Annotated in this window: 18 protein-coding genes; 9 read left to right on the forward strand and 9 right to left on the reverse strand. The window is 71.8% G+C overall.

Annotated features, from left to right (window positions below; all coding sequences use genetic code 11):
• Nucleotides 1-81: 81 nt before the first annotated feature.
• The 4 genes from F0L46_RS06295 to F0L46_RS06310 are packed head-to-tail and all read right to left on the reverse strand — an operon-like array spanning nucleotide 82 to nucleotide 2,619.
• A complete protein-coding gene (locus F0L46_RS06295; RefSeq protein ID WP_149816200.1) occupies nucleotides 82-1,137 on the reverse strand; it encodes an NAD(P)H-dependent flavin oxidoreductase in 1,056 nt (351 codons plus the stop codon).
• Between the two features lie 58 nt (nucleotides 1,138-1,195).
• Nucleotides 1,196-1,426, reverse strand: coding sequence for a tautomerase family protein (locus F0L46_RS06300; RefSeq protein ID WP_149816201.1), 231 nt, complete (start codon nucleotides 1,424-1,426; stop codon nucleotides 1,196-1,198).
• 20 nt (nucleotides 1,427-1,446) lie between these two features.
• On the reverse strand, nucleotides 1,447-2,157 hold the full coding sequence (locus F0L46_RS06305; RefSeq protein WP_149816202.1) for an SDR family NAD(P)-dependent oxidoreductase: 711 nt from the start codon (nucleotides 2,155-2,157) through the stop codon (nucleotides 1,447-1,449).
• Nucleotides 2,158-2,205: 48 nt separating this feature from the next.
• Nucleotides 2,206-2,619, reverse strand: a complete 414-nt coding sequence (locus F0L46_RS06310; RefSeq protein ID WP_149816203.1) for an organic hydroperoxide resistance protein — start codon at nucleotides 2,617-2,619, stop codon at nucleotides 2,206-2,208.
• A 352-nt stretch (nucleotides 2,620-2,971) separates the two neighbouring features.
• On the opposite strand from F0L46_RS06310, the gene F0L46_RS06315 reads away from it, so the two are divergent.
• Nucleotides 2,972-5,158, forward strand: a complete 2,187-nt coding sequence (locus F0L46_RS06315) for a mechanosensitive ion channel family protein (protein ID WP_149816204.1) — start codon at nucleotides 2,972-2,974, stop codon at nucleotides 5,156-5,158.
• A gap of 28 nt (nucleotides 5,159-5,186) precedes the next feature.
• Here F0L46_RS06315 and F0L46_RS06320 read toward each other — a convergent pair whose 3' ends face one another.
• Both F0L46_RS06320 and F0L46_RS06325 read right to left on the reverse strand, forming a co-directional pair.
• Nucleotides 5,187-5,993: an SDR family NAD(P)-dependent oxidoreductase gene (locus F0L46_RS06320; RefSeq protein ID WP_149816205.1), complete on the reverse strand. Its 807-nt coding sequence runs from the start codon at nucleotides 5,991-5,993 to the stop codon at nucleotides 5,187-5,189.
• 27 nt (nucleotides 5,994-6,020) lie between these two features.
• Entirely contained in the window at nucleotides 6,021-6,437 is a 417-nt protein-coding gene (locus F0L46_RS06325; protein ID WP_149816206.1) for an organic hydroperoxide resistance protein, read from the reverse strand.
• Between the two features lie 488 nt (nucleotides 6,438-6,925).
• Between F0L46_RS06325 and F0L46_RS06330 the strand changes: the two genes are divergently transcribed.
• The 5 genes from F0L46_RS06330 (at nucleotide 6,926) to F0L46_RS06350 (ending at nucleotide 10,886) form a co-directional block, all read left to right on the forward strand.
• Nucleotides 6,926-7,390 carry a hypothetical protein gene (locus tag F0L46_RS06330; RefSeq protein ID WP_149816207.1) on the forward strand — a complete coding sequence of 155 codons (465 nt, stop codon included), beginning with the start codon at nucleotides 6,926-6,928 and terminating at the stop codon, nucleotides 7,388-7,390.
• Nucleotides 7,391-7,418: 28 nt separating this feature from the next.
• Entirely contained in the window at nucleotides 7,419-7,883 is a 465-nt protein-coding gene (locus F0L46_RS06335) for a hypothetical protein (RefSeq protein ID WP_149816208.1), read from the forward strand.
• Nucleotides 7,884-7,919: 36 nt separating this feature from the next.
• Nucleotides 7,920-8,717 carry a TVP38/TMEM64 family protein gene (locus F0L46_RS06340; RefSeq protein WP_149816209.1) on the forward strand — a complete coding sequence of 266 codons (798 nt, stop codon included), beginning with the start codon at nucleotides 7,920-7,922 and terminating at the stop codon, nucleotides 8,715-8,717.
• Nucleotides 8,714-10,144 carry a dihydrolipoyl dehydrogenase family protein gene (locus F0L46_RS06345; protein WP_149816210.1) on the forward strand — a complete coding sequence of 477 codons (1,431 nt, stop codon included), beginning with the start codon at nucleotides 8,714-8,716 and terminating at the stop codon, nucleotides 10,142-10,144. Before F0L46_RS06340 ends, F0L46_RS06345 begins: the two co-directional genes overlap by 4 nt.
• Before the next feature lie 178 nt (nucleotides 10,145-10,322).
• Nucleotides 10,323-10,886, forward strand: a complete 564-nt coding sequence (locus F0L46_RS06350) for an SPOR domain-containing protein (RefSeq protein WP_149816211.1) — start codon at nucleotides 10,323-10,325, stop codon at nucleotides 10,884-10,886.
• A gap of 9 nt (nucleotides 10,887-10,895) precedes the next feature.
• Here the strand turns inward: F0L46_RS06350 and F0L46_RS06355 are convergent, their stop codons facing one another.
• Genes F0L46_RS06355 through F0L46_RS06365 form a run of 3 tightly spaced genes read right to left on the reverse strand, consistent with a single transcriptional unit; the run spans nucleotide 10,896 to nucleotide 13,279 of the window.
• Nucleotides 10,896-11,588: an amino acid ABC transporter permease gene (locus F0L46_RS06355; RefSeq protein ID WP_149816212.1), complete on the reverse strand. Its 693-nt coding sequence runs from the start codon at nucleotides 11,586-11,588 to the stop codon at nucleotides 10,896-10,898.
• Nucleotides 11,585-12,319 carry an amino acid ABC transporter permease gene (locus tag F0L46_RS06360; protein ID WP_149816213.1) on the reverse strand — a complete coding sequence of 245 codons (735 nt, stop codon included), beginning with the start codon at nucleotides 12,317-12,319 and terminating at the stop codon, nucleotides 11,585-11,587. The genes F0L46_RS06355 and F0L46_RS06360 overlap by 4 nt, the downstream gene beginning before the upstream one ends.
• Before the next feature lie 51 nt (nucleotides 12,320-12,370).
• On the reverse strand, nucleotides 12,371-13,279 hold the full coding sequence (locus tag F0L46_RS06365) for an amino acid ABC transporter substrate-binding protein (protein ID WP_149816214.1): 909 nt from the start codon (nucleotides 13,277-13,279) through the stop codon (nucleotides 12,371-12,373).
• 383 nt (nucleotides 13,280-13,662) lie between these two features.
• Here F0L46_RS06365 and F0L46_RS06370 point away from each other — a divergent pair, with 383 nt between their 5' ends.
• From F0L46_RS06370 to F0L46_RS06380, 3 genes are all read left to right on the forward strand, one after another.
• Nucleotides 13,663-15,186, forward strand: coding sequence for a hybrid sensor histidine kinase/response regulator (locus F0L46_RS06370; RefSeq protein WP_149816215.1), 1,524 nt, complete (start codon nucleotides 13,663-13,665; stop codon nucleotides 15,184-15,186).
• 174 nt (nucleotides 15,187-15,360) lie between these two features.
• A complete protein-coding gene (locus F0L46_RS06375) occupies nucleotides 15,361-20,631 on the forward strand; it encodes an AAA family ATPase (RefSeq protein WP_149816216.1) in 5,271 nt (1,756 codons plus the stop codon).
• A gap of 443 nt (nucleotides 20,632-21,074) precedes the next feature.
• Nucleotides 21,075-21,692 (forward strand): CDP-alcohol phosphatidyltransferase family protein, encoded by a 618-nt coding sequence (locus F0L46_RS06380; RefSeq protein ID WP_149816217.1) that lies wholly within the window; start codon nucleotides 21,075-21,077, stop codon nucleotides 21,690-21,692.
• Nucleotide 21,693 lies beyond the last annotated feature (1 nt).

The following is a 21,693-nucleotide window of genomic DNA, read 5'->3' on the forward strand; positions in this document are numbered from 1 at the left end:
CGAAGCGTGCCACGCCCAGCGTGCACCCTCACCCCCGACCCCTCTCCCATCCAGGAGAGGGGAGTTCCCGCATCCATCCCATCACCCCTCCACCCCCGCAAGCCGGCGCGTGAGGTCGGCCGCCGAGAGGGGGCTGGCGAGGGGGAAGGCCTGGCCGGCCCAGAGATTCGTGAAGTCGTCGCGCCCGGCCGCCTCGGCGGCGGCGCGGATGGGTCCGAGGGCCGTGCCCGCGGTCGGGAAGGCGGGTGCGTCGTCCGACAGGGGGCCGAGCTCCGCCATGAGGCGGTTGACGATGCTGCGCGCGGGACGACCCGTCAGGAGATTCGTGAGCGCGGTCGGGCGATCGGGCTCCTGGAGGGCCGCGCGGTGGACGGCCGGGATCTTCGCCTCGGGCGTCAGGAGAAAGGCGGTGCCGACCTGCGCGGCCGACGCCCCTAGGACGAACGCGGCCTCGACGCCGCGGCGGTCCGCGATCCCGCCCGCCGCGATCACCGGCACGGGCACCGCGTCCGCGACCTGCGGCACGAGGGCGAAGGTGCCGATCTGGCGCGATATGTCGAGGTCGAGGAAGGCGCCGCGGTGACCGCCGGCCTCGGCGCCCATGGCGATCACCGCGTCGACGCCGCGCTCCACGAGCCAGCGAGCCTCGGCCACATTGGTGGCGCAGCCGAGCACCACGGCGCCCGTGGCCTTCACCCGCCGCAGCAGGCCGTCCTCGGGCAGGCCGAAATGGAAGCTCACCACCCTCGGCCGCACCTCCTCGACGATCGCGCAGGCCGCCTCGTCGAAGGGCGTGCGTCCGCTTGGGGGCGCAGGCCTGTCGGGGTCGAGACCGGCCTGCGCATAATAGGGCCGCAGGCGCTCGCGCCAGGCGGCCTGGCGGGCGGGATCCTCGGGCGGCGGGACGTGGCAGAAGAAGTTGAGGTTGAAGGACCGTCGCGTGCCGGCGCGGACCCGGTCGAGGGCGGCGCGAAGCTCGGGGGGCGTGTACAGGGCGCCCGGCAGCGATCCGAGCCCCCCGGCCTCGCTCACCGCGATCACCATCTCCGGCGTCGCGGCACCGGCCATGGGCGCCTGGATGATCGGGAGCTCGATCCCGAGGAGGCGCAGGAGGTGGTCTCGATCGCGTACCGGCATGACGGTTCTCCTGCCCCCGTGCGGCGCGGCCGCACGCCGGGTCCAAGGACAGGCGCGCTCAGGGCGCCTGCTGTCTCTTGCGGAACTCGAGCGCGGGCAGGCCGCCCCAGCCCCAGTTCTCGGTCTCCACTTCCTCGATCACCACGAAGGTCGAATCAAGCGGCTTGTGGAGCACGTCGAGCAGAAGCCGGCTCGCGCCGGCGATGAGCGCGGCCTTCTCCGCCGCCGTGGCGGCCGAGCGGCCCGGGCCGGTGCCCTCGCGGGTGATCTGGATGGTGACGATCGGCATGGCGGGCTCCTCCTCGCGGGTCAGATTCCGGCCGTCTGGCCGCCGTCGACATGCAGGATCTCGCCCGTGACGTAGCCCGCCGATTCGAGAAACATCACGGCGTCGACAACGTCGCCGATCTCGCCCATCCGGTTCATGGGATGGAGGGACGCGAGGAACTCGTGCGTCTCCGGCGGATGCATCGGCGTCTTGACGACGCCGGGCGAGACCGCGTTCACGCGCACGCCCCGCGCCGCGTACTCGACGGCGAGAGCCTTCGTGGCGGAGTTGATGCCGCCCTTGGTGAGGTTGGCGAGCACCGTGGGGACACGGCTCGTCGGATGGTCGGCGAGGCTCGTCGTGATGCTCACGATATGGCCGGAGCCCTGGTCCAGCATCGCGCCCGCGACCCGCTGGGTGACGAAGAAGAAGCCAGCGAGGTTCGTGGCGACCTTCGCGCGGAAATCCTCGGCCGTGTATTCCGTGAACGGCTTGGCGATGAAGATACCGGCATTGTTCACGAGCGTGTCGATGCGCCCGAAACGGGCCAGCGCCTCCGTGACCAGCCGGTCGGCGGTCGCGGGGTCGCCCACGTCCCCGCGCACGGTGAGGATGTCGAGGTCCGCGCTTGGCTCGATGGAGCGCGAGGCGGCGACGACGCGGTAGCCGCGCTCCCGAAACGCCCTGACGAGACCCGCGCCGATGCCCTGCGATGCGCCTGTGACGATCGCGACCTTCACGTCGTTGCTCATATTCGATCTCCTCTCAAGGGTGGGTGCGATCCGGCTCTTGCGCCGGGGTCAGACGAGCGCGATGGCCACGTCTACGTTGCCGCGGATCGCCTTCGAGTAGGGGCAGGTCGCCTCCGCGGCGTCGACGATCTCCTGCGCCGTGGCGCGGTCGAGGCCCGGCAGGCTCACGTTGAGCCGCGCGCCGAGATTGTAGCCGTCGCCTCCCAGCAGCAGGTCCACCTCCGCGTCGATCGCGAGGCTGGCCGGCAGCGTGATTCCGCGGGTCTTGGCGGCGAGGCCCATGGCGGCCTCGAAGCAGGCCGACCAGCCCGCCGCGAAGAGCTGCTCGGGGTTGGTGCCCGCGGCCTTCGTCCCACGCGTCGAGAGCTTCACGTCCAGCTGCCCGTCCGAGCTGCGGGCGGCGCCCTCGCGGCCGCCCGTGGTGTGGATGCGCGCCGTGTAGAGAACTCTGTCGGTCGTCATCGTGAATCTCCTTGCTCTTGGCCGGGCGCCGGCCGGCCGGTCCCGGAGCCCGCCCGGATGATCTCGGGGCGCGGTAGCCGGCTCTGAACCGGCCCGCGCCGTAAGACGGCCTTCCATCGCGTGGAAAGATCGGCGCCGGCCGCGAAAGCCACGCTTGCAGTGTCGCCGGACGGCGAGGTCGCCGCTTGCCCCATCTTGCTGCCGGTTTCTCGCGCTGGCCGAACCACGGGCGTCGCGGCCGGGCGTTCGCGAAAGCTCACGGCGCCTCACCGGCGATAACGGGCGCTCGTGCGGGGGCTGCGCGACCATCGTCCGCGGGGGCCGGAGACGCGAGCGGGCCTGGAGGATCGACATGACACCCCACGTCCGGACCTGGCTCGGCGCGGCGCTCGCCGTGATCTTCGTCGCCCTCTCCGGCGCCGCCCGCGCGGCCGAGGCGCCGCTCGCGCCGATCACGATCGTGGTGCAGCCAGGCGACGATCAGGACCGCCTGGGGCGCCTCGTCGATACGCTGCGCCGGCAGGGCAACCCCGTGCAGATGGGCTCCGCGCCAGCCGCCGCCGCGACGCCCCTGACGCCGGCCCGGGGCTTAGGAGATCTGTGGCAGGCCTTCCTCAGGGGTGTCGCGCGTGGCGCCCACGCCGTGCCCGCGATCCCCGAACTCTGGCGGGCCACCGACCGGGCCTGGCGGGAGGCGCGCAACGGGGGCGGGCCGGGCGGCGCGGCGGGGCTCGTCGTCGCCGTGCTCGGCACGGGGCTCGCCGCCGCGGGCGTGGCGCATGCCCTCCTGCGACGCGCCCTCCCCGCCCCGTCGATCGGGCCGGAGCACCGCTTCGTGGACAGGCTGAAGGCGTCGGGCGCCGCGCTCGGGCGCGACGGCGCGGTGCTTCTCGCCTTCGCGGTCGCGAGCGCCACGAGCCTTCCGGGCTGGCTGCCCGAGGACGACGTGGCGCGGGCCGCCGCGATGAGCCTCGTGAACGCTGCGACGGCAGCGGGCATCGGCTTCGCGATCATCCGGTTCCTGGTGTCGCCGGGGGCGCCCGAGCGGCGCCTCCTCCCGATCCTGCATCCCGTCTTCCATGCGCGCGCGCTCGGCGCCTATGCCGTTCTGGCGGCGGCGATCCCCGCGGCCGCCGGCTTCGCCGCCGAGATCGGCGCGCCGCGCGAGGGCGTCGCCGGATGGCACTTCGCCGCCGGCCTCGCGCTCGCCGCGGGCAAGGTCTGGTGGGCCCTCGCCAGCCGCGCCGACATCGCCGATCTCGTCAGGGGCGGCGGCGCGGCGGGGCCCGTCCGGGCGTTCGCGGCGGGCGTCGCGCCGGGGCTCATCGCGGCGCTCGCGGTCCTTCTCTGGTGCGCCGGGCGGCTCGGCCTCGCGATGGCGGACGGCGGGTGGTGGGGCGAGACCGCCGCCGCCACGCAGGTGCTCGCTCTCGTCCTGCCGATCACGGCGGCGGGCATCGGCGCCCTGGCGCGCGACCTTGCCGGAGGGCCGAACGACGGCGCCGAGAGGGCCGCCACGCCGATCGGGGTCCTCGGCACCATGGGGGTGGCGGCGACTTGGCTCCTTGGGGCTTTCTGCCTCGCGCATCTGTGGGGCGTCCCCGTCTTCGGCACGAGGACCCAGGGCGTCGGCGCGTTCGCACGCGCCGTCGGCGGGGCCGCGACAGCGATCGTCGCCGGCTGGGTGGGTTGGCGCCTGCTGTCGGCCTATTTCGATGGGCACACCCCGAAACCCTTCGGCACTGTCCCGGGAGCCGAGGACGAGGGGGACGACGGCGTCCGGTCGCGCTTCGTCACCGCGCTGCCCCTGTTGCGCAGCCTTGCCCTCGGCCTCGTCGCGGGCACCACGGGCCTCGTGGCCCTGTCCTCGCTCGGGTTCGACATCGGGCCGTTCCTGGCAGGCTTCGGCGTCGTGGGGCTCGCGCTCTCCTTCGGGAGCCAGGCGCTGGTGCGCGACATCGTCTCGGGGATCTTCTTCATGGCCGAGGACGCGTTCCGGGTCGGCGAGTATATCGACACGGGAAAGCTCAGGGGCACGGTCCAGAAGATCACCCTGCGGTCGGTGCAGCTGCGCCATCAGAACGGGCCGGTCCACACCGTCCCCTTCGGCCAGATCCAGGCGACGACGAACTATTCCCGCGACTACGCGACCATGAAGTTCGTGCTGCGCCTCGACCGGGCCGCGGATATCGAGACGGCTCGCAAGACGATCAAGCGCGTCGGCCAGGACCTGCTCGCCGATCCGGAGGTCGGGGAGGACTACCTTCTGCCGCTCAAGATGCAGGGCGTGGACGACATCACCGAGACGGCCGTCATCGTCCGCTGCAAGTTCACGGCAAAGCCCGGCCGGCCGACCTACCTCCAGCGTCACGCCCTGCGGCGCCTCTACGAGGCGCTGGGCGCCGCGGGCGTCCCGTTCGCCTCGAACGCCGTGACGGTTCGCGGCGGCGACGCGTCCGCCGCGGCGGCGTTCCCGCGGATGGTGGAGCCCCCGGTACGGGGATCCGCGGCGCTCCCCCTCGCGGCGGCCGCCTCGTGAGCGGGGTTCACGAAGCGGCCGCTCGGGCCTATCGGGCCCGTCCGGCGGCGTAGCGGGCGGCCGGGGCGGCATTGGAGAGGTGCCCCGCCATGGCGCGCCGCGCCGTCTCGTAGCGGTCCCACTCGCCTGCATCGGGCAGGGCCGGGATGGTGACGACCTCGCCCTGATCGAGCCCCGCGAGGGCCGCGCCGACGAGATCGTCCGCCGTCATCACGATGGCGCTCGGCAGGTGGGCGAGCGGGAGGCCCGCCGCATCCCAGAACTCGGTGGCGGTCGCGCCGGGCAGCACGGCCTGGACGCGCACGCCCCGGCCGTGGAGCTCGTGGTGCAGCGACTGGCTCAGGGCGAGCACGAAGGCCTTCGTGCCCCCATAGACGCCGTTCAGCGTCTCCGGCGCGATCGCCACGATCGAGGCGACGTTCACGATCGTCCCGCCGCCGCGCTCCACGAAACCCGGCACGGCCGCGTAGGTGAGCCGGGTGAGCGCGACGACGTTGAGCCGGATCATCGCGTCCATGCGCTCGACGTCGGCTTGGAGGAGCGGCGCCGTCGCGCCGACGCCCGCATTGTTGACGAGGAGCGTGATGCCCGCGTCGGTACGCAGGCGGGCCTCGACCCGGGCGAGATCGCCCGGATGGTCGAGGTCGGCGACGAGGGGCTCGACCCGCTGGCCGGTCTCGGCGGCGAGGCGCGCCGCCAGCGCCGTGAGGCGGGCCTGGTTGCGGGCGACGAGGACGAGGTCGTAGCCGCGGCGGGCGAGCCGGTCCGCGTAGACGGCGCCGATGCCGGCCGAGGCGCCCGTGATCAGCGCCGTTCCCTTGGTCGAATGGGTCATGATGGATCTCCTGTAGGGTCGTGTGGGTCAGGCGACGGTGATCGCGACGTCGACGTTGCCGCGCGTGGCCTTGGAATAGGGGCAGGTCTCGTGAGCGGCGCGGACCAGAACCTGCGCGAGGGGCCGCAGCACGTCGGGCAGGCTCACGTGAAGGCGCGCCCGCAGGAAGGAGGCGTCCTCGTCGCGATAGAGGTGGACCTCGGCGTCGATGGCCGCCCCGGGGGGCAGGCGAACGCCGCGCTCCACCGCGGCGATCTGGAGCGCGTCGAGGAAGCTCGCCGACCAGCCCGCCGCAAGCAGCTGCTCGGGATTGGTGCCGGTGCCCGGCGTGCCGGGCCTCGACAGCGCGACCGCGAGGCGTCCGTCGCTGCTGCGCGCGGCGCCGTCGCGGCCGCCCGTCGTATGCGTCCGGCCGGTCTGGACGAGCCGTTCGGTGGTGGACATTGGGTAGGTCTTTCGTGCGAAGCCGGCTCGGTGCCGGCCCGTTCATGAGATGGGCGCCCCGGGCGGAGCCGACGACGGGCGGGATTGGAATGGACGCTTCCATTCCGTGGAACGGACGGGGCCGGGCTCCCCCTTTTCTCCGGCGCGGGAGCTGCCGCCGCCGGCCGCGGGACGATCCTTCCATTTCGCGGAACGATGCCTTCCGCTCCGGCCCCTCTCGGTGAGGCGAAAAGCGGTCCATCTCGAATGGCGTCGGGGCACGGCCGCTCCGGCGTGACGGGCGAGCCCCGCCGATCGCGGATGCCGCGGGAGGCTCCCCTCGGGAGCAACAAGCGTCAAAAGCCGGCGGGGCCAGACAGGCACCGGGAGCCCGCGCCGGCTAACCTTGGCGTGAGCCGCTGGAGCCCGTCATGCCGGCGACGTCGAACCCGCTTCCAAACACCCGGGCGGCGGGTTGCCGCCAACCGAACGGCACGAAGGATCATCCCATGTCCACCACCAACCGCATCCTCGTCGGCTTCGCCGCGGGCTTCCTGTCGCACGTGATCTTCCAGGGCGCGCTCGGCGCCGCTCTCTACGCGGCGCACCTCATTCCGGCCCTGCCCTGGAGCCTTGCGGGGGTGCCCCCGCTCGGCATCCCGCGCACGGTCTCCCTGGGCTGCTGGGCCGGGCTGTGGGGCATCGCCTACGTGCTCCTGGAGCCTCGCATCACCGCCGCCCTCGGGCGCTGGACGGGCGGCATCGCGTTCGGCCTGGTCGGACCGCTGATGGGGCACTGGTTCGTCGCCCAGCCGCTGCGGGGCCTCGGCGTCGGCGGCGGCTTCCACGCTGGGATGATCCCGATCGAGATCGCCTTCCACGCGGTGTTCGGCTTCGGCCTCGCGGTCCTGGTCTGGGCCGCGTTCGGCCTCGGCCGCCGTCATCCGGTCGCCCCGCAAGCGCTGCGGAGCTGACCGGCGCCCCGGCACGAGGACCGCACCCATGCGCAACGTCGCGTCCCGCATCGCCCTCGGCTTCCTTGCCGGGGCCCTGTCCAACCTCGTCGTGGAGGGCGCCGTCGGCGCCCTTCTCCACGCGGCGCATCTCTCGGCCCACGCGCCCTGGAACTTCGCCCCCGTCGCGCCGCTCGGCATCCCGGCAGGCCTCTCGCTCGCCTTTTGGGCGGGGCTCTTCGGGGTCGCCTATGCGCTTCTGGAACCCCGCCTCACGGCCCGCCTCGGACGGGGCGCGGGCGCCCTCGCCTACGGCGCCGTCGTGCCGCTCCTCGTGGACTGGCTCGTCGTCCTGCCGCTCAAGGGCCGGGGCCTCGGCGGGGGCTTTGATCCCGCCTCGGTCCCGGTCGACATCGCGCTCAACGTCGCCCTCGGCCTCGGCCTGGCGGCGCTCTACTGGGCGGGCCTGGGGCTCGCACCACGACGGCAACCGTCCCGCACCCTCGCCCGCTGACCCGCGGCACCGCGAGGCACACGAAAGGCTCCGACGATGACCAGCATCTCGACCCCACGACCGCCCGCACCGGGGGGCGGGGCTCCGGCAGAGGACTCGCGCCGCCCGCCCGCGTCTCTCACATTACGGCTGCTCATCGTCACCGTGGCGGCCGCAGCGGCCTTCGCGGTCCTGAAGGCGACGGGCACGCTCGACCATCTCAGCTTCGCGGCGCTCGCCCGCAACCGCGAATGGCTCGCCGCGCAGGTCGCGGGGCTCGGCCCTCTCGCGCCGGTCGCGTTCGTCCTGGTCTACGCCGCCTGCACGGCGCTCTCGCTTCCCACGGGCCTGCTGCTGTCGACGCTCGGCGGCTTTCTCTTCGGGACGGTGTTCGGCGGCAGCCTCATCGTGGTCGGCGCCACGCTCGGCGCCACCCTCGTCTTCGCCGTCGCCAAGACGGTGCTCGGCGACGTGCTGCGGGCGCGCGCCGGGCCGTTCCTGCAGAAGCTCGAGGCAGGCTTTCGCGAGGACGCCCTGAGCTACATGCTCGTGCTGCGCCTCGTGCCGCTCTTCCCGTTCTGGCTCGTGAACCTCGCGCCGGCCTTCCTCGGCGTGCGCCTGTCCACCTTCGTCATCGGGACCTTCGTCGGGATCATCCCCGGCGCCTTCGTCTTCGCGAGCGTCGGCACCGGCCTCGGCGCGATCCTGGAGCGCGGCGGCGCGCCGGACGGCTCGGCCTTCCTCCAGCCCCGGGTGATCATCCCCGTCGCGGGTCTCGTGATTCTGGCCCTCATCCCCGTCGTCGCCAAGCGGCTGCGCCGCGCGCGGCCCCAACCTGCCGAGAGGCTGTCATGAGCGGTCCCTTTCTCGATGTCGACATCTGCGTCATCGGCGCGGGCTCCGCGGGGCTGTCGGTCGCCGCTGGCGCGGCGCAGCTTGGCGTCTCCACGGTGCTGATCGAAGGGGGCCGCATGGGCGGCGATTGCCTCAACACGGGGTGCGTACCCTCGAAAGCCCTGCTCGCCGCTGCGAAGGCGGCCCGCCGCTGGCGCAAGGACGCGGCATTCGGCATCACCTTCCAGCCTCCCGTGGTCGACTTCGCCGCGGTCCGCCGGCATGTCCACGCGGTGATCGGCGCCATCGCCCCGAACGACTCCGTGGAGCGTTTCGAGGGTCTCGGCGTCACGGTGATCAAGGGCTATGCCCGCTTCGTCGGGCCGCAGGAGGTCACGGTCGACGGCACCCGCATCCGCGCGCGCCGCATCGTCGTCGCGACGGGATCGAGTGCCGCCGTCCCGCCGATCCCAGGGCTCGCCGACGTCCCCTACCTGACCAACGAGACGGTGTTCGAGAACGGCGAGCTGCCGGGACACCTCATCGTCGTCGGCGGCGGCCCGATCGGGATCGAGATGGCGCAGGCGCACCGGGGGCTAGGGTCAGAGGTCACGGTCCTGGAGGCCGGCGGGATCCTGGCCCGGGACGATGCCGAGCTCGTGGCGCTGTTGCGCGAGGATCTCCTCGCCGACGGCATCACCGTTCGCGAGGGCGCGCGGATCGCCCGGGTGGAGCGGGACGGCGCCGGGATCGCCGTCGTGCTCGCCACGGAAGCGGGCGAGGAGCGCATCTTGGGATCGCACCTCCTCGTCGCCGCGGGGCGGCGCGCGAACGTGGCGGGGCTCGACCTGGAGAAAGCCGGGATCGCGTATGGCCCGCGCGGCATCGAGGTCGACGGGCGGCTCATCACCTCGAACCGCCGGGTCTTCGCCATCGGCGACGTCGCAGGCGGGCCGCAATTCACCCACGTGGCGGGCTACCACGCAGGGATCGTGATCCGGAACGCGCTGTTCCGCCTGCCCGCCAAGGTCGACTACCGCTCGCTGCCCTGGGTGACTTACACGGACCCCGAGCTCGCGCAGGCAGGCCTCACCGAGGCGGCCGCGCGGGAGGCGCACGGGGACCGCATCCGGGTGCTGCGCTGGCCCTATCACGAGAACGACCGGGCGCAGGCGGAGCGCGAGACCAGGGGCCTGATCAAGGTGGTGACCACCGCCTCGGGCCGGGTCCTCGGCGCCTCGATCCTCGGCGCGCATGCGGGCGAGCTCATCCATGTCTGGGTTCTGGCGATCGGCCAGGGGCTCAACATCAAGGCGCTCGCCGGCATGATCGCGCCCTACCCGACCCTCGGCGAGATCGGCAAGCGTGCCGCGGGGAGCTATTTCACGCCGAAGCTTTTCGGCGCCGGGACGAAGCGGCTCGTGCGCGTCCTGTCCCACCTCGGATAGGGAACGGCCGGGGCGCGAGGCGAGCGCCCCGGCCTCACGAAGATCGGCCCCGAGCCGTGCAAAACCGGCAGCCTTTCCGACAATCCGCGCCGGCCGCGACGGGGCACTCTGGGGCTCGAAGCAACCTGCCCGTCCGGTGGAGCAACGCCACCCGGGCCCATCGCGATCGAGCCTGACCATGCCGAAGCGCACGCCCTTCCCCATGCCCCTGCCCGGCGCCGCACGGCGCGATTCCATCATCGTCGCCGGAGCCGAGATCGATCCCGACGAGCGGCACCTCCTCGCTCGCCTATGGGCCGATCTCCTGGCCTGGAGCCGGACGCGGCCGGAACGCCGGCGGGGCGGCGCGTCGCGGGCGCGGCACGCGCCGGGCCATCTGATGATGGGCCTGATCGGCGCCTTCGCGGCAGCGGCCGTCTCGATCGACCCCGTCCATGCTCAAGCGGAAGCGCCGGAGGCGGAGATCACCTGGGGCGTGCAGCTCGCGGGGGGCTTCTCGGAAGCCGAGGCACGCGCGCTCTACGAGCGGGCGCGCGGCATGCTGCCGGGCTCGCTGCCGGTGGGCCCGCCGGTCATCGAGCGCTCGTCCTATGCGAGCCGAGGCTCGGCGCCGTTCTACCGTGCCAGGATCGACTTCGCCTCGCAGGCATCCGCCATCGACCTCTGCGACCGGATCCGCAAGGCCGGCGGGAGCTGCATCGTGCTCCGCATGGCGCGCCGCCAAGCCGATTCGGGGCCCTGACCGGCGCGCTCAGGCCGGCGCGCCCGTCCTCCCCGCGAGACGCCGGACGGCGTGGGACGCCAGAAGGGAGATCAGGAAATAGACGACTGCCACGAAGAGATACATCTCGACGAGGCGGCCGTCGCGCTGGCCGATCTTCGCCGCCGCGCCCAGGAAGTCCGTCATCGAGACGATGTAGACGAGCGACGTATCCTGGAACAGGACGATGGTCTGGGTGAGCAGGAGGGGGAGCACGTTGCGGAAGGCCTGCGGCAGGACGATGTGGGCCGTGACCTGCCGGGCCTTGAGCCCGAGGGCCTGGCCCGCCATGACCTGCTCCCGCGGCACCGATTGAATGCCGGCGCGCACGATCTCCGCGAAGTACGCCGCCTCGAACAGCACGAAGGTGATCAGGGCCGCCGTGAGCGAGCCTACGCTCACCGGCCGGCTCGCCCCGATCAGCCATGCCGCCGCATAGGGCACGAGGAAGTAGAACCAGAAGATCACGAGCACCAGCGGCAGCGCCCGCATGAGGTTCACGTAAGCCCCCGCGCCCACCCGCAGAAGCGGCCGCCGCGACAGGCGCGCGAGCGCGAGCAGCGTGCCGAGCGCGATGCCGCCGATGCCCGACAGGATCGTGAGCATCAGCGTGAACGCCATTCCCTCCAGGAAGAGGTACCCCAGGGAATCGAGGATCACGTGTGGGTCGAAGCGGGAGGTCATGGCGGGCCCGAGCCGCTTCCCGGCATGGCGACCCGGCGCTCGAGAGCGCGCATCAGGAGCGTCACGACGAGGTTGATCGCGAGATAGATCAGGGTCGCGGCCGTGAACGCCTCGAACACCTGGAACGAGAATTCCTGCATCGCGCGGGCCCGGGCCATGACCTCGGCCAGGCCGATGGCGAGGGCGACCGACGTGTTCTTGATCGTGTTCAGAAGCTCCGACGTGAGCGGCGGCAGGGTGAGGCGGAACGCCTGGGGCAGGAGCACGTGACGATAGACCTGCGCCGTCGTGAGCCCGAGCGCGGCTCCGGCGAGGCGCTGGCCCGCCGGCAGCGCCTCGATCCCGGCCCGCACCCCCTCGGCGACGCGTGCCGACATGAAGAACCCGATGCCGATCACGGCCGTGACGAAGGAGGCATCGGGGAGCTGCTTCAGCCATGAGCCCACGGCGAAGGGCAGCATCTCGGGTAGGACGAAGTACCAGAGGAAGAGCTGCACGAGGAGCGGGACGTTGCGGAAGAGCTCGACATAGGCGGCGGTGAGCACCCGGGCGGACTTCGACGGCAGCGTGCCGAGGATCCCGACGAGAGAGCCCAGGGCAAGGGCCAGGATCCACGCTGCCGCGGCGGTCGCGAGCGTCGTCTGCAGCCCCAGCAGGAGCGTATCGAGATAGGTGCCGTTCTCCTCAGGGGAGCGCTCGAGGAAGACGCTCCAATGCCACTGGTAAGTCATCGTGGGCTCCAGCCCGCCCGGCTCCGCTGCACCTGCGGCCCCGGGGCACGCTCAGTTGAAGTAGCTCGCCGGGTCGGGCGAGTCCGTCGGATGCGCGAAGGCGCGCCGCAGGGCCGGCGCCATCGGGACGTTGAGGACGATGCCACGGGGCGGGATGGGCTGGGTGAACCACCGGTCATAGATCGCCTGGATGTCCGGGCTCCCGAAGAGGTCCGCGGTCGCCTTGTCGACCACGCGCTTGAAGGGCTCGTCGTTGCGCCGGAACATGATGCCGTACGGCTCCGGCATCGACAGGGCTTCCTCGGAGAGTGCGTAGGCCGACGGGTCCTTCGCGGTCGCGACGAGCGACGACAGAAGGATGTCGTCCATCACGAACGCCGCCGCGCGGTCCGTCTCCAGCATCAGGAACGCCTCGCCGTGGTCCCTTGCGGCAAGGATCCTGAGGCCGAGCGAACGCGCGGCGTTGATCTCGTGGAGCTGCCGGATGTTGGTCGTCCCCGCGGTCGAGACCACGGGCTTGCCCTTCAGGTCGTCGAGGGAGGCGACGTTCGCGGCCGTCTTCGCGAGGATGCGGCTCGTGGCGAGGAAGTGCGTGTTGGTGAAGGCGACCTGCCGCTGGCGCTCGGCGTTGTTGGTCGTCGAGCCGCAATCGAGGTCGACGGTGCCGTTCGCCATGAGGGGGATGCGCGTCGCGGGCGTGATCGAGGTCATCGTGACGGCGAGCGACTTGAGGCCGAGCTCGCGCTTGATGGCGTCGGCGATCTGCAGGCAGATGTCGATGGTGTAGCCCACGGGCTGCTGGTTCGGGCCGAGATAGGAGAACGGCACGGAGGAGTCGCGCACGCCCAGCACGATTGTCGCCGTCTCCTTGATCTTCTTGAGGGTGCCGGTCGGCTCGGCGGCCGCGGCGGGGCCGCAAAGCGACGCGGCGACGACGACGGCCCCCAAACCCCTCAGCATGCCCTCTCCCTCGGCCTCCCGATACGTGCCTAGCGCCCCATGAACCGTGCCGCATCGCAGCACGACATTGCCAGAGCGCTCGGGACGCCGTCCACAACCCAGCAAGATCCGGGCGTCCGGCATATAGGCGGGCCGATCCGGGCCGCTTTCGCGAAAACACGCCGCGATCTCGAGGGACCTGCGAGAACCGCGTTAGAACTTGTTAGTTTTCCGCAGTTGGCGGCCGCGTGAGTGGACGATGCGGGCGAACGCCGTCATTCTGGTTTTGCATCGGCCGGCCCATGGCACGGAGAGGTTGCTGACCCGCATCCTGTCCCGTCTCGGCGGGCCGATGCTGGTCTTTGCCGCGGTTGCTGTGAGGCGTTCCGTATGATCACGCCCGTGTGCCCACACTCCTATCGCTATTCGTGCTCGCGCCCGACGACGCCGCCCCTCTGGCCGGCGGGGCGGCGGGCATGAAGCGCTCCGACGGCGGCCCGACCGCGCCGGCGCGGATTCTCGTCGTCGAGGACAATCGCATCGTGGCGCGCGACATCCAGCGGCAGCTGCGCCACGTCGGGTACGAGGTCGTGGGGACCGCCGTATCCGGGGAGGAAGCCGTCCGTCTCGCCCTCGCGACCCGGCCGGACCTCGTCTTGATGGATATCTCGCTTGAAGGGGCGATGGACGGGATCGATGCCGCCCGCGTCATCGGCGCGAGCTGCCCCGTGGTCTTCCTCACCGCCTATGCCGACGACGAGACGGTGTACCGGGCGGGCCAGTCCGCGCCGTTCGGCTATCTGCTGAAGCCCTTCGACGAAATCCAGCTGCGCACCTCCATCGAGATCGCGTTACGCCGGCACGAGGCGGAGAATCGGGTGCGGCGGGCCGCGAGCCAGCATGCCGCGACCCTGGCCAGCCTCTCGGACGCGCTGATCGCCACGGACGAGGCGGGCCGCGTGACGTTCCTCAATCCCGCCGCGGAGGCCCTCACGGGCTGGGTCCGGGCGGACGCGGCGGACCGCGCGCTGGAGGAGGTGCTCGGCGCCGGCCTCGCCCCGTCCGACGGCCCCACGACAATCGTCGGCCGGGACGGACGCCGGACGCGGATCCGGCACTGCTCCGCGCTCGTCCGCGACGAGGACGGCGGCATTACCGGCTCGGTCCTGATCCTGCGCGAGCTGCCCGACGAGGACCCGGTCGTTCCCGCCTTGAGCGACGGCGGACGCGGGCGCGCCAACCAGGACCTGCTCGTCACGATGGCGGACGGGATCAGCCAGCCCCTCATGGCCATCGTCACGAACGCAGCCTCCTGCCTGCGATGGCTCCAGGCCGGCAACATGAACGTTGAGGAGGCCTTCCGCGCCGTCGAGCGCATCGTGACCGACGGCCACCGCGTCGGAGACCTCGTCTCCAACATCCGCACCTTCGCGCAGGCCGCCCCGCCCAACCTCGCCGACTTCGACCTCCAGGAGACCATCCTCGAAGCCATCGCCCGGCTCCGCCACGAGCCGGCCCGGATCGCGGTCTCGTGGGAGACAGCCTTCGATCTGCGAAGCCGTTGGGCGCTCGGCGACCGGGGCCAGATCGCGGGGGTGCTGCACGAGCTCGTGGTGACCGGCCTTGGCGCGCTGGGCCCGAGCGCGCGCGCCGGGACGGTGGCGTTTCGCACCTGCCCCGACGCGAGCGAGGGGGTCGTCGTCGGCATCGCGACGTTCGGGGCGAGCCGCCCCGATTTCGAGCCCATCCGTCCCCCCTCCCCGATCGACTGTCCGGGCCTCGGCGGGATCGGCATGGCGATCTGCCGCTCCACCATCGAGGCCCATGGCGGCCGGCTCTGGTCCGGCCCCGGCACGGCGGACGGAACGTCGGTCTATTTCAGCCTTCCGGGCGCGACCGCGCGGGACCACGGTGAGACCCATGCCTGATCGTGCCGCGAGCCGACCGCAAAGGAGCCCCATGCGGCCGTGGGATGGGACGATCCTGGCCAAGGCGCGAACCGCTCCGCCCTTGTCCCGGCGGGGGCCGGCCCGCATGATCCGGGGTCGACATCGATCGCCGGTCCTCGGCGGGATCGAGCTCTGACGACGGGGATCGTCGGCATGGATCTCACGGGCTACGCCCTGCACCCGGTCTGGGCCGACGATCAGGCCGTGCTCTACCGAGCGACGGCGCCGGGCGGCGCGGCATCGCTGCTCGTGCGGGCGCCGCGGACGGAAGAGTGCCTTCGCGGGCTCCGGCGCGAGTGCGCGCTCGCCGCAGAGCTCGGCCCCGGCTGGGCCGCGCAACCGGTCGGCATGGCCATGGTCGACGGGGCGCCGGCCCTGGCCCTGCGCGACGCGGGCGAGCCGCTGGAGAGCCGCCTGTCCGGCCCGCTGCCGCTCGGCGAGGCGTTGCCCCTCGCCATCGCCATCGTTGGCGCCGTCCGGCAGATGCATGCCTGCGGCCTCGTCCACCGGGACCTGCGCCCGGCCAACATTCTCTTGGCCCCGGACGGGACGGTGCGGCTGTCGGGCTTCGGCCTCGCCTCGAGCCTTCCCCGCCAGCGCCAGGCGCTGCTCTCGCCCGAGCGCTTAGGCAGCGATCTCGCCTACATGGCGCCCGAGCAGAGCGGACGCATGAACCGCTCCGTCGATTCGCGCACGGACCTCTACGCGCTCGGGGCGACGCTCTACCGGATGCTCGCAGGCACCACGGTCTTCACAGCCGCCGATCCCCTCGAATGGATCCACTGCCACATCGCCCGCAAGCCCCCGCCACTGTCGGCCCGGGTGCGGGGCATCCCCAAGGCGGTGGAAGCGATCGTCACGAAGCTCCTCGCCAAGATCGGCGAGGAGCGCTACCAGACCGCGGCCGGGCTGGAGCACGACCTGAGGCGCTGCCTCGACGCCCTGGCGACCGGCGGCCGGATCGAGACGTTCCGGCTCGGCGAAAGCGACCTGCCGGACCGGTTCATCCTGCCCGAGCGCCTCTATGGCCGCGAGGCGGAGATCCGCTCGCTCGTCGGCGCCTTCGAGCGGGTGGCGCTCAACGGCGAGCCGGAGATCGTTCTCGTCTCCGGGTATCCGGGCATCGGCAAGTCGTCCCTGGTGAGCGAGCTCCACAAGGTGCTCGTTCCCGCCCGCGGCCTCTTCGCGGCGGGAAAGTTCGACCAGTTCATCCGCGACATCCCCTACGCGACCCTGGCCCAGGCCTTCGGCGGCCTCGTGCAGGAGATCCTCGGCAAGGGCAACGACGAGCTGGAGCACTGGCGCCGGGCGCTGCTGAAGGCGCTCGCCGCCAACGGGCAGCTCGTCGTCAACCTCATCCCGGACCTCGCCCTGATCATCGGCGAGCAGCCTCCGGTGCCCGACCTCCCGCCCCAGGACCGCCAGAACCGCTTCCACCTGATCTTCCGGCGCTTCCTCGGCGTGTTCGCGCAAGCCGACCACCCGCTGGTGCTGTTCCTCGACGACCTGCAATGGGTCGATCCGGCCTCGCTCGAGCTCCTGGAGAACATCCTCAGCGAAGCGGACACGCGCCATGTCCTTCTCGTCGGCGTCTACCGCGACAACGAGGTCAGCCCCATCCATCCCCTCGTCCGGGCGCTCGGCCGGATCCGGCGCGTCCGCCACGCGGAGGAGATCGTGCTGGCGGGCCTCAAGCTTTACGACGTGGTGAGCTTCCTGCGCGACGCCCTGCTCGCTCCGCCCGAGCGCGTGCGGCCCCTCGCCGAGCTCGTCTTCGGGAAGACGGGCGGCAATCCGTTCTTCCTCATCCAGTTCCTGCTCGCCCTCGTCGACGAGGGGCTGCTGGTCTTCGATCGCGTAGCCCGCGCCTGGGCCTGGGACCTCGCCCAGGTGCGCGCCAAAGGGATCACCGACAACGTCGTCGACCTCATGGCGGACAAGCTCACCCGCTTCCCGCCACGCGCCCTCCAGGTCGTCCAGGCGCTCGCCTGCCTCGGGGTGGCGGCTCCCGCCTCGATCCTCTCCGCCGTCCTCGACGAACCCGAGGAACGCCTCCATCGCGCCCTGCGGGAGGTGGTCCACGCCGAGCTCCTGATCCGCAACGGCGAGACCTATGCCTTCTCGCACGACCGGGTCCAGGAGGCGGCCTACGCCCTCCTGGAAGAGCCCGAGCGGGTTGCGCTGCACCACCGGATCGGGCGGGTCCTCGCGGCCAGGCTTTCGGACCCGGGCCAGGACGCCGGGATCTTCGACGTGGTCAACCAGCTCAACCGCGGCGCGGCGCTGCTCGCGGTACAGGCCGAGCGCGACGAGGTCGCGCGGCTCAATCTCGTGGCGGGGATCAGGGCGAAGACCTCGGTCGCCTACGGCTCGGCGCTCACCTATTTCGCGGCAGCCCACGGGCTCCTCGCCGCCGACAGCTGGGATGCCCGCTACCGGCTCACCTTCGACGTGGCCTTCAACGAGGCCGAATGCGACTTCCTGACGGGCAACCTGGCCCGCGCCGAGGAGCGCCTGACCTTGCTCCTGCGCCGGGCGCGGGCGATCGGCGACCTCGCATCGGTGGCCCGGGTCGCCATCGCGCTTCAGTTCACGGTCGGCCGCAACGACGAGGGCGTGAGGATCGGCCTCGAATATCTGCGCCGCGTCGGCATCGAGTGGTCCGTGACCCCGACCGAGGCGGACGTGGCGAACGAGTACGGCCCGATCTTCGCCTTCGCGGAGACGTACCCCGTCGAGACGCTGGTCGACCTGCCGCGGATGGAGGATCCCGACCTTCGCTGCACGATGAGCGTGCTCGCCTCGCTTCAGACGCCGGCCTTCTTCACCAACCGCGATTTCTGGTGCCTCGTCGTCGGCCGGATGACGAACCTGAGCCTCCGGCACGGCAACTGCGACGCCTCCACCTTCGCCTACAGCCTCATGCCCCTGGTGCTGAGCACCGTCTTCGACGATCGCGACCTCGGCTTCCGGTTCGGGCAGGTGGGCTACACGCTCGTCGAGCAGCGCGACTTCAAGGCGCTGCGGGCCCGCGTCTACGCCCTCTACGGCACCCTGATCGTCCCCTGGACGCGCTCGCTCCAGGAGAGCATCGACTTCAACCGGCGCGCCTTCGACGCGGCACTGGAGGCGGGCGACCGCATCTACGGCACCTGGGCCTGCAGCATGCTGACGGGCCTGCTCCTGTGCTGCGGCAAGCCCCTGCCCGACATACGCCCTGAGATCGACACCGGCCTCCAGCTCGCGCGCGCCGCCTGGTACGGCTACATCGCCGACATCCTGACGGCGCAGTCGCGGTTCGTGCGCGCCATGCGGGGACCGCTCGCCGATCCGCCGCCCGCAGGCGACGTCGACGTGGACGGCATCGGCATCGAGAGCGACCTCGTCACCGACCCGGAGCGGTCCATCCGCGGCTGCCGCTACTGGATCTACAAATTGCAGGCCTGCTTCTTCCTGCGCGACCTGGAGGGTGCGTGGGAAGCGGCGTCCCGCGCAGGGGAGACGATCGCCACCATCCCGCTATATTTCGAGCGGGCCGAGTTCCACTTCTACGCCGCGCTCACGGGCGCGGCGCTCAGCGCCGGACCCGGCGATGCAGGCTTCGAGGCGCTCGCCGGCCACCACCACGCCCTGGGCGAGATCGCCCGCCAGTCGCCGCGAAACCTCATGGAGCGGCTTGCGGTGCTCGCCGCCGAGATCGCCCGTCTCGAAGGGCGCGGCCTCGACGCGCAGCGCCTCTACGAGGACGCGATCGAGGGCGCCCGGCGCGAGGGCTTCATCCATATCGAGGGCCTCGCGAACGAGCTCGCGGGCCGCTTCCACGCCGAGCGCGGCCTCAGGACGATCACCGACGTGTTCCTGCGCAACGCCCGCGCCTGCTACCTGCGCTGGGGGGCGAACCGGTGCGTCGAGCGGCTCGAGCGGGACTATCCGCTCCTGCGCGAGTTCAACGCGGTCCGCGAGGACGGCCCCCTTGCGGGCTCGGACCGCCTAGACCTCGCGACCGTGATCCGCGTCTCGAACGCCATCTCCAGCCGGATCGACAGCGGCACCCTGATCACCAACCTTCTGGGAACGGCCCTGGAGCACTCGGGGGCGAGCCGCGGGGTGCTGGTGCTGCTCGACGAGGGGCGGATGCGGGTCCGGGCCGAGGCGAATGCGGGCGACGAGGCGCTGGAGGTGAGGCTCCTCGACGAGGAGCCCTCGCCCGACATGCTCCCGCTCTCGACGCTGCGCTATTGCGCCCGCACCCGCCAGACCTTCGTGCTCGCCGACGCGGCGCTGGATCGGAGCGGGGCGGCCGACGAGTACCTTGCGGCCCGCAATCCCCGTGCCCTCCTCTGCCTTCCCCTGGTGAGGCAGGAGGACCTGGTGGGCATCCTCTACCTGGAGAACCGGCTCACCCCCAACGTCTTCGGCCTGTCGCGGCTGCCCGTGCTGCGCCTGATCGCCTTCCAGGCCGCCACCTCGCTCGAGAACGCGCGCCTCTACGGCGAGCTGCGCCGGGCTTCCGCCGACAAGGACGTATTGCTCAAGGAGGTCCACCACCGGGTGAAGAACAACCTCCAGCTCGTGAGCAGCCTCCTCAACCTCCAGGCCATGACGTGCGAGGACGCGAAGGCCGCCTCCGGGTTCATCGCGAGCCGCAACCGCGTGCGCTCCATGGCGCTCGTGCACGAGAACCTCTACAGGACCGGCGACTTCGCGAGCGTCTCGATCTCGAAGCACGTGAGCGCGCTGTGCTCCCAGCTCATGCGCGCCTACGGGCTTCCCAACGGCGGGGTCGAGCTTGAGGCGCGGATCGAGGACATCGAGCTCGACCTCGACCTCGCGATCCCGATCGGCCTCATCGTCAACGAGCTCGTCTCGAACGCCTTGAAGCACGCCTTCCCCGAGCAGCGGCGCGGTCGGATCGAGGTCTCGCTGCGCATGCTCGACGCCGACCGCTGCCTCCTCGCCATCAAGGATGACGGCGTGGGCCTGCGGGTACCGTTCGACGCGAACCATCCCGGCACCATGGGCATGCAGCTCATCGCCGACCTCGCCGAGCAGGTGCAGGGCAGCGTCGCGGTCGAGACCGGCCGGGGCACGTCCTTCGAGATCATCTTCGGCATCCACGGCATCGCCGGGCGAGCGCACCCGCCGGACACGTCCGGCCCTGGGGGGGAGGCGCCGGCGAAAGCGGGACCGAGCGAGCGCGCTGGTGACGTTGCTCAGGCGGCGCCGTTCAAAGATCTGGAGCGGGTGAAGGGAGCCGAACCCTCGTCGTCAGCTTGGAACGCTGACAATCGTGCGAACCATTCGGCCGGCGATCCGCCCCTCGCATCAAAGGAGGCACTGAACAACCTCTGCTTCAGTCGAGAACCATCGACGCCTGCCTCGTGTCCCCCTTCCATGCCGGTCGTATCGTGGGGAGACGCATGAGTTCCGGCACCTGCACGCGCCAGGGCGCCTGCGGATGTCCAAGGTGGCATCCGGAACGTCGCCGCTGCGCCGGGAGCGCACGCCAGCGCGGATCTCGGAATGTGACAGCGAGCGGGCCCAGCTAGCGCAGGGCGACCGGCGTCCAGCGCCTCCCGGCCGGTCGCAGGAAGCTCCCGCTCGATCGGCCGTCCCCCGCAACGCGCGCACCTTGAAGCCTAGTTGGATCTCCGGCGCCTCTCGTGCTGGCGCGCACCGATCGCCTCGCACACGTCGATCATACCGATGCTCGTGGTCCTTCCGGCCCACGCGGCGTTCCGGCCGCCCCTTGCTTCCACGCACGACCCCCGCGAGGCCTCCGTGAGCGCGCCACCTGAACCCGCTTGTCCGCACGGCGGCTTGGAGGGACCGGATCTGGATGCCCCCTCGGATGTGAGGTCGGTCCCATGACGCTCTATGCCGTGAAGCCCATGTTCCAGGCCTGCCTGCGCCCGCTGACGGCGCGGCTCGCCGCCGCGGGGGTCACCGCGAACCAAGTGACGATCGCCGCGGCCGCCGGCTCCTGCCTCGTCGGGCTCCTCGTCGCCATCGTGCCGGTGCAGGGGATGTTCATGCTGCTGCCGGCGTGGCTTCTCGTCCGCATGGCGCTCAACGCCATCGACGGGATGCTGGCGCGCGAGCACGGCCAGGCGAGCCGGCTCGGCGCCTGCCTCAACGAGCTCGGCGATACGGTCTCCGACGCGGCGCTGTACGCTCCCTTCGCCCTCGTGGCGCCCCTCGGCGCGGGGCCGGTCGTTCTCGTCATCGGCCTTGCGGTCCTGTCCGAATATGCGGGCGTGCTCGGCGTCGTGATCGGCAGCGCGCGCCGCTACGAGGGCCCGATGGGCAAGAGCGACCGCGCCCTCGCGTTCGGAGCGCTGGGCCTCTGGATCGGCCTCGGCGGCGCATTGCCGGCGCCCGCCGCCGTGATCCCGTGGATTCTCGCGCTCCTCCTCGTCCTCACCATCGTCAACCGCCTGCGCGCCGCCCTGCGCGAGGCGCCCGCCTCGGAGATGCGCTCGTGAC

The organism is Salinarimonas soli (genome assembly GCF_008386575.1).
Classification (GTDB): Bacteria; Pseudomonadota; Alphaproteobacteria; order Rhizobiales; family Beijerinckiaceae; genus Salinarimonas_A; species Salinarimonas_A soli.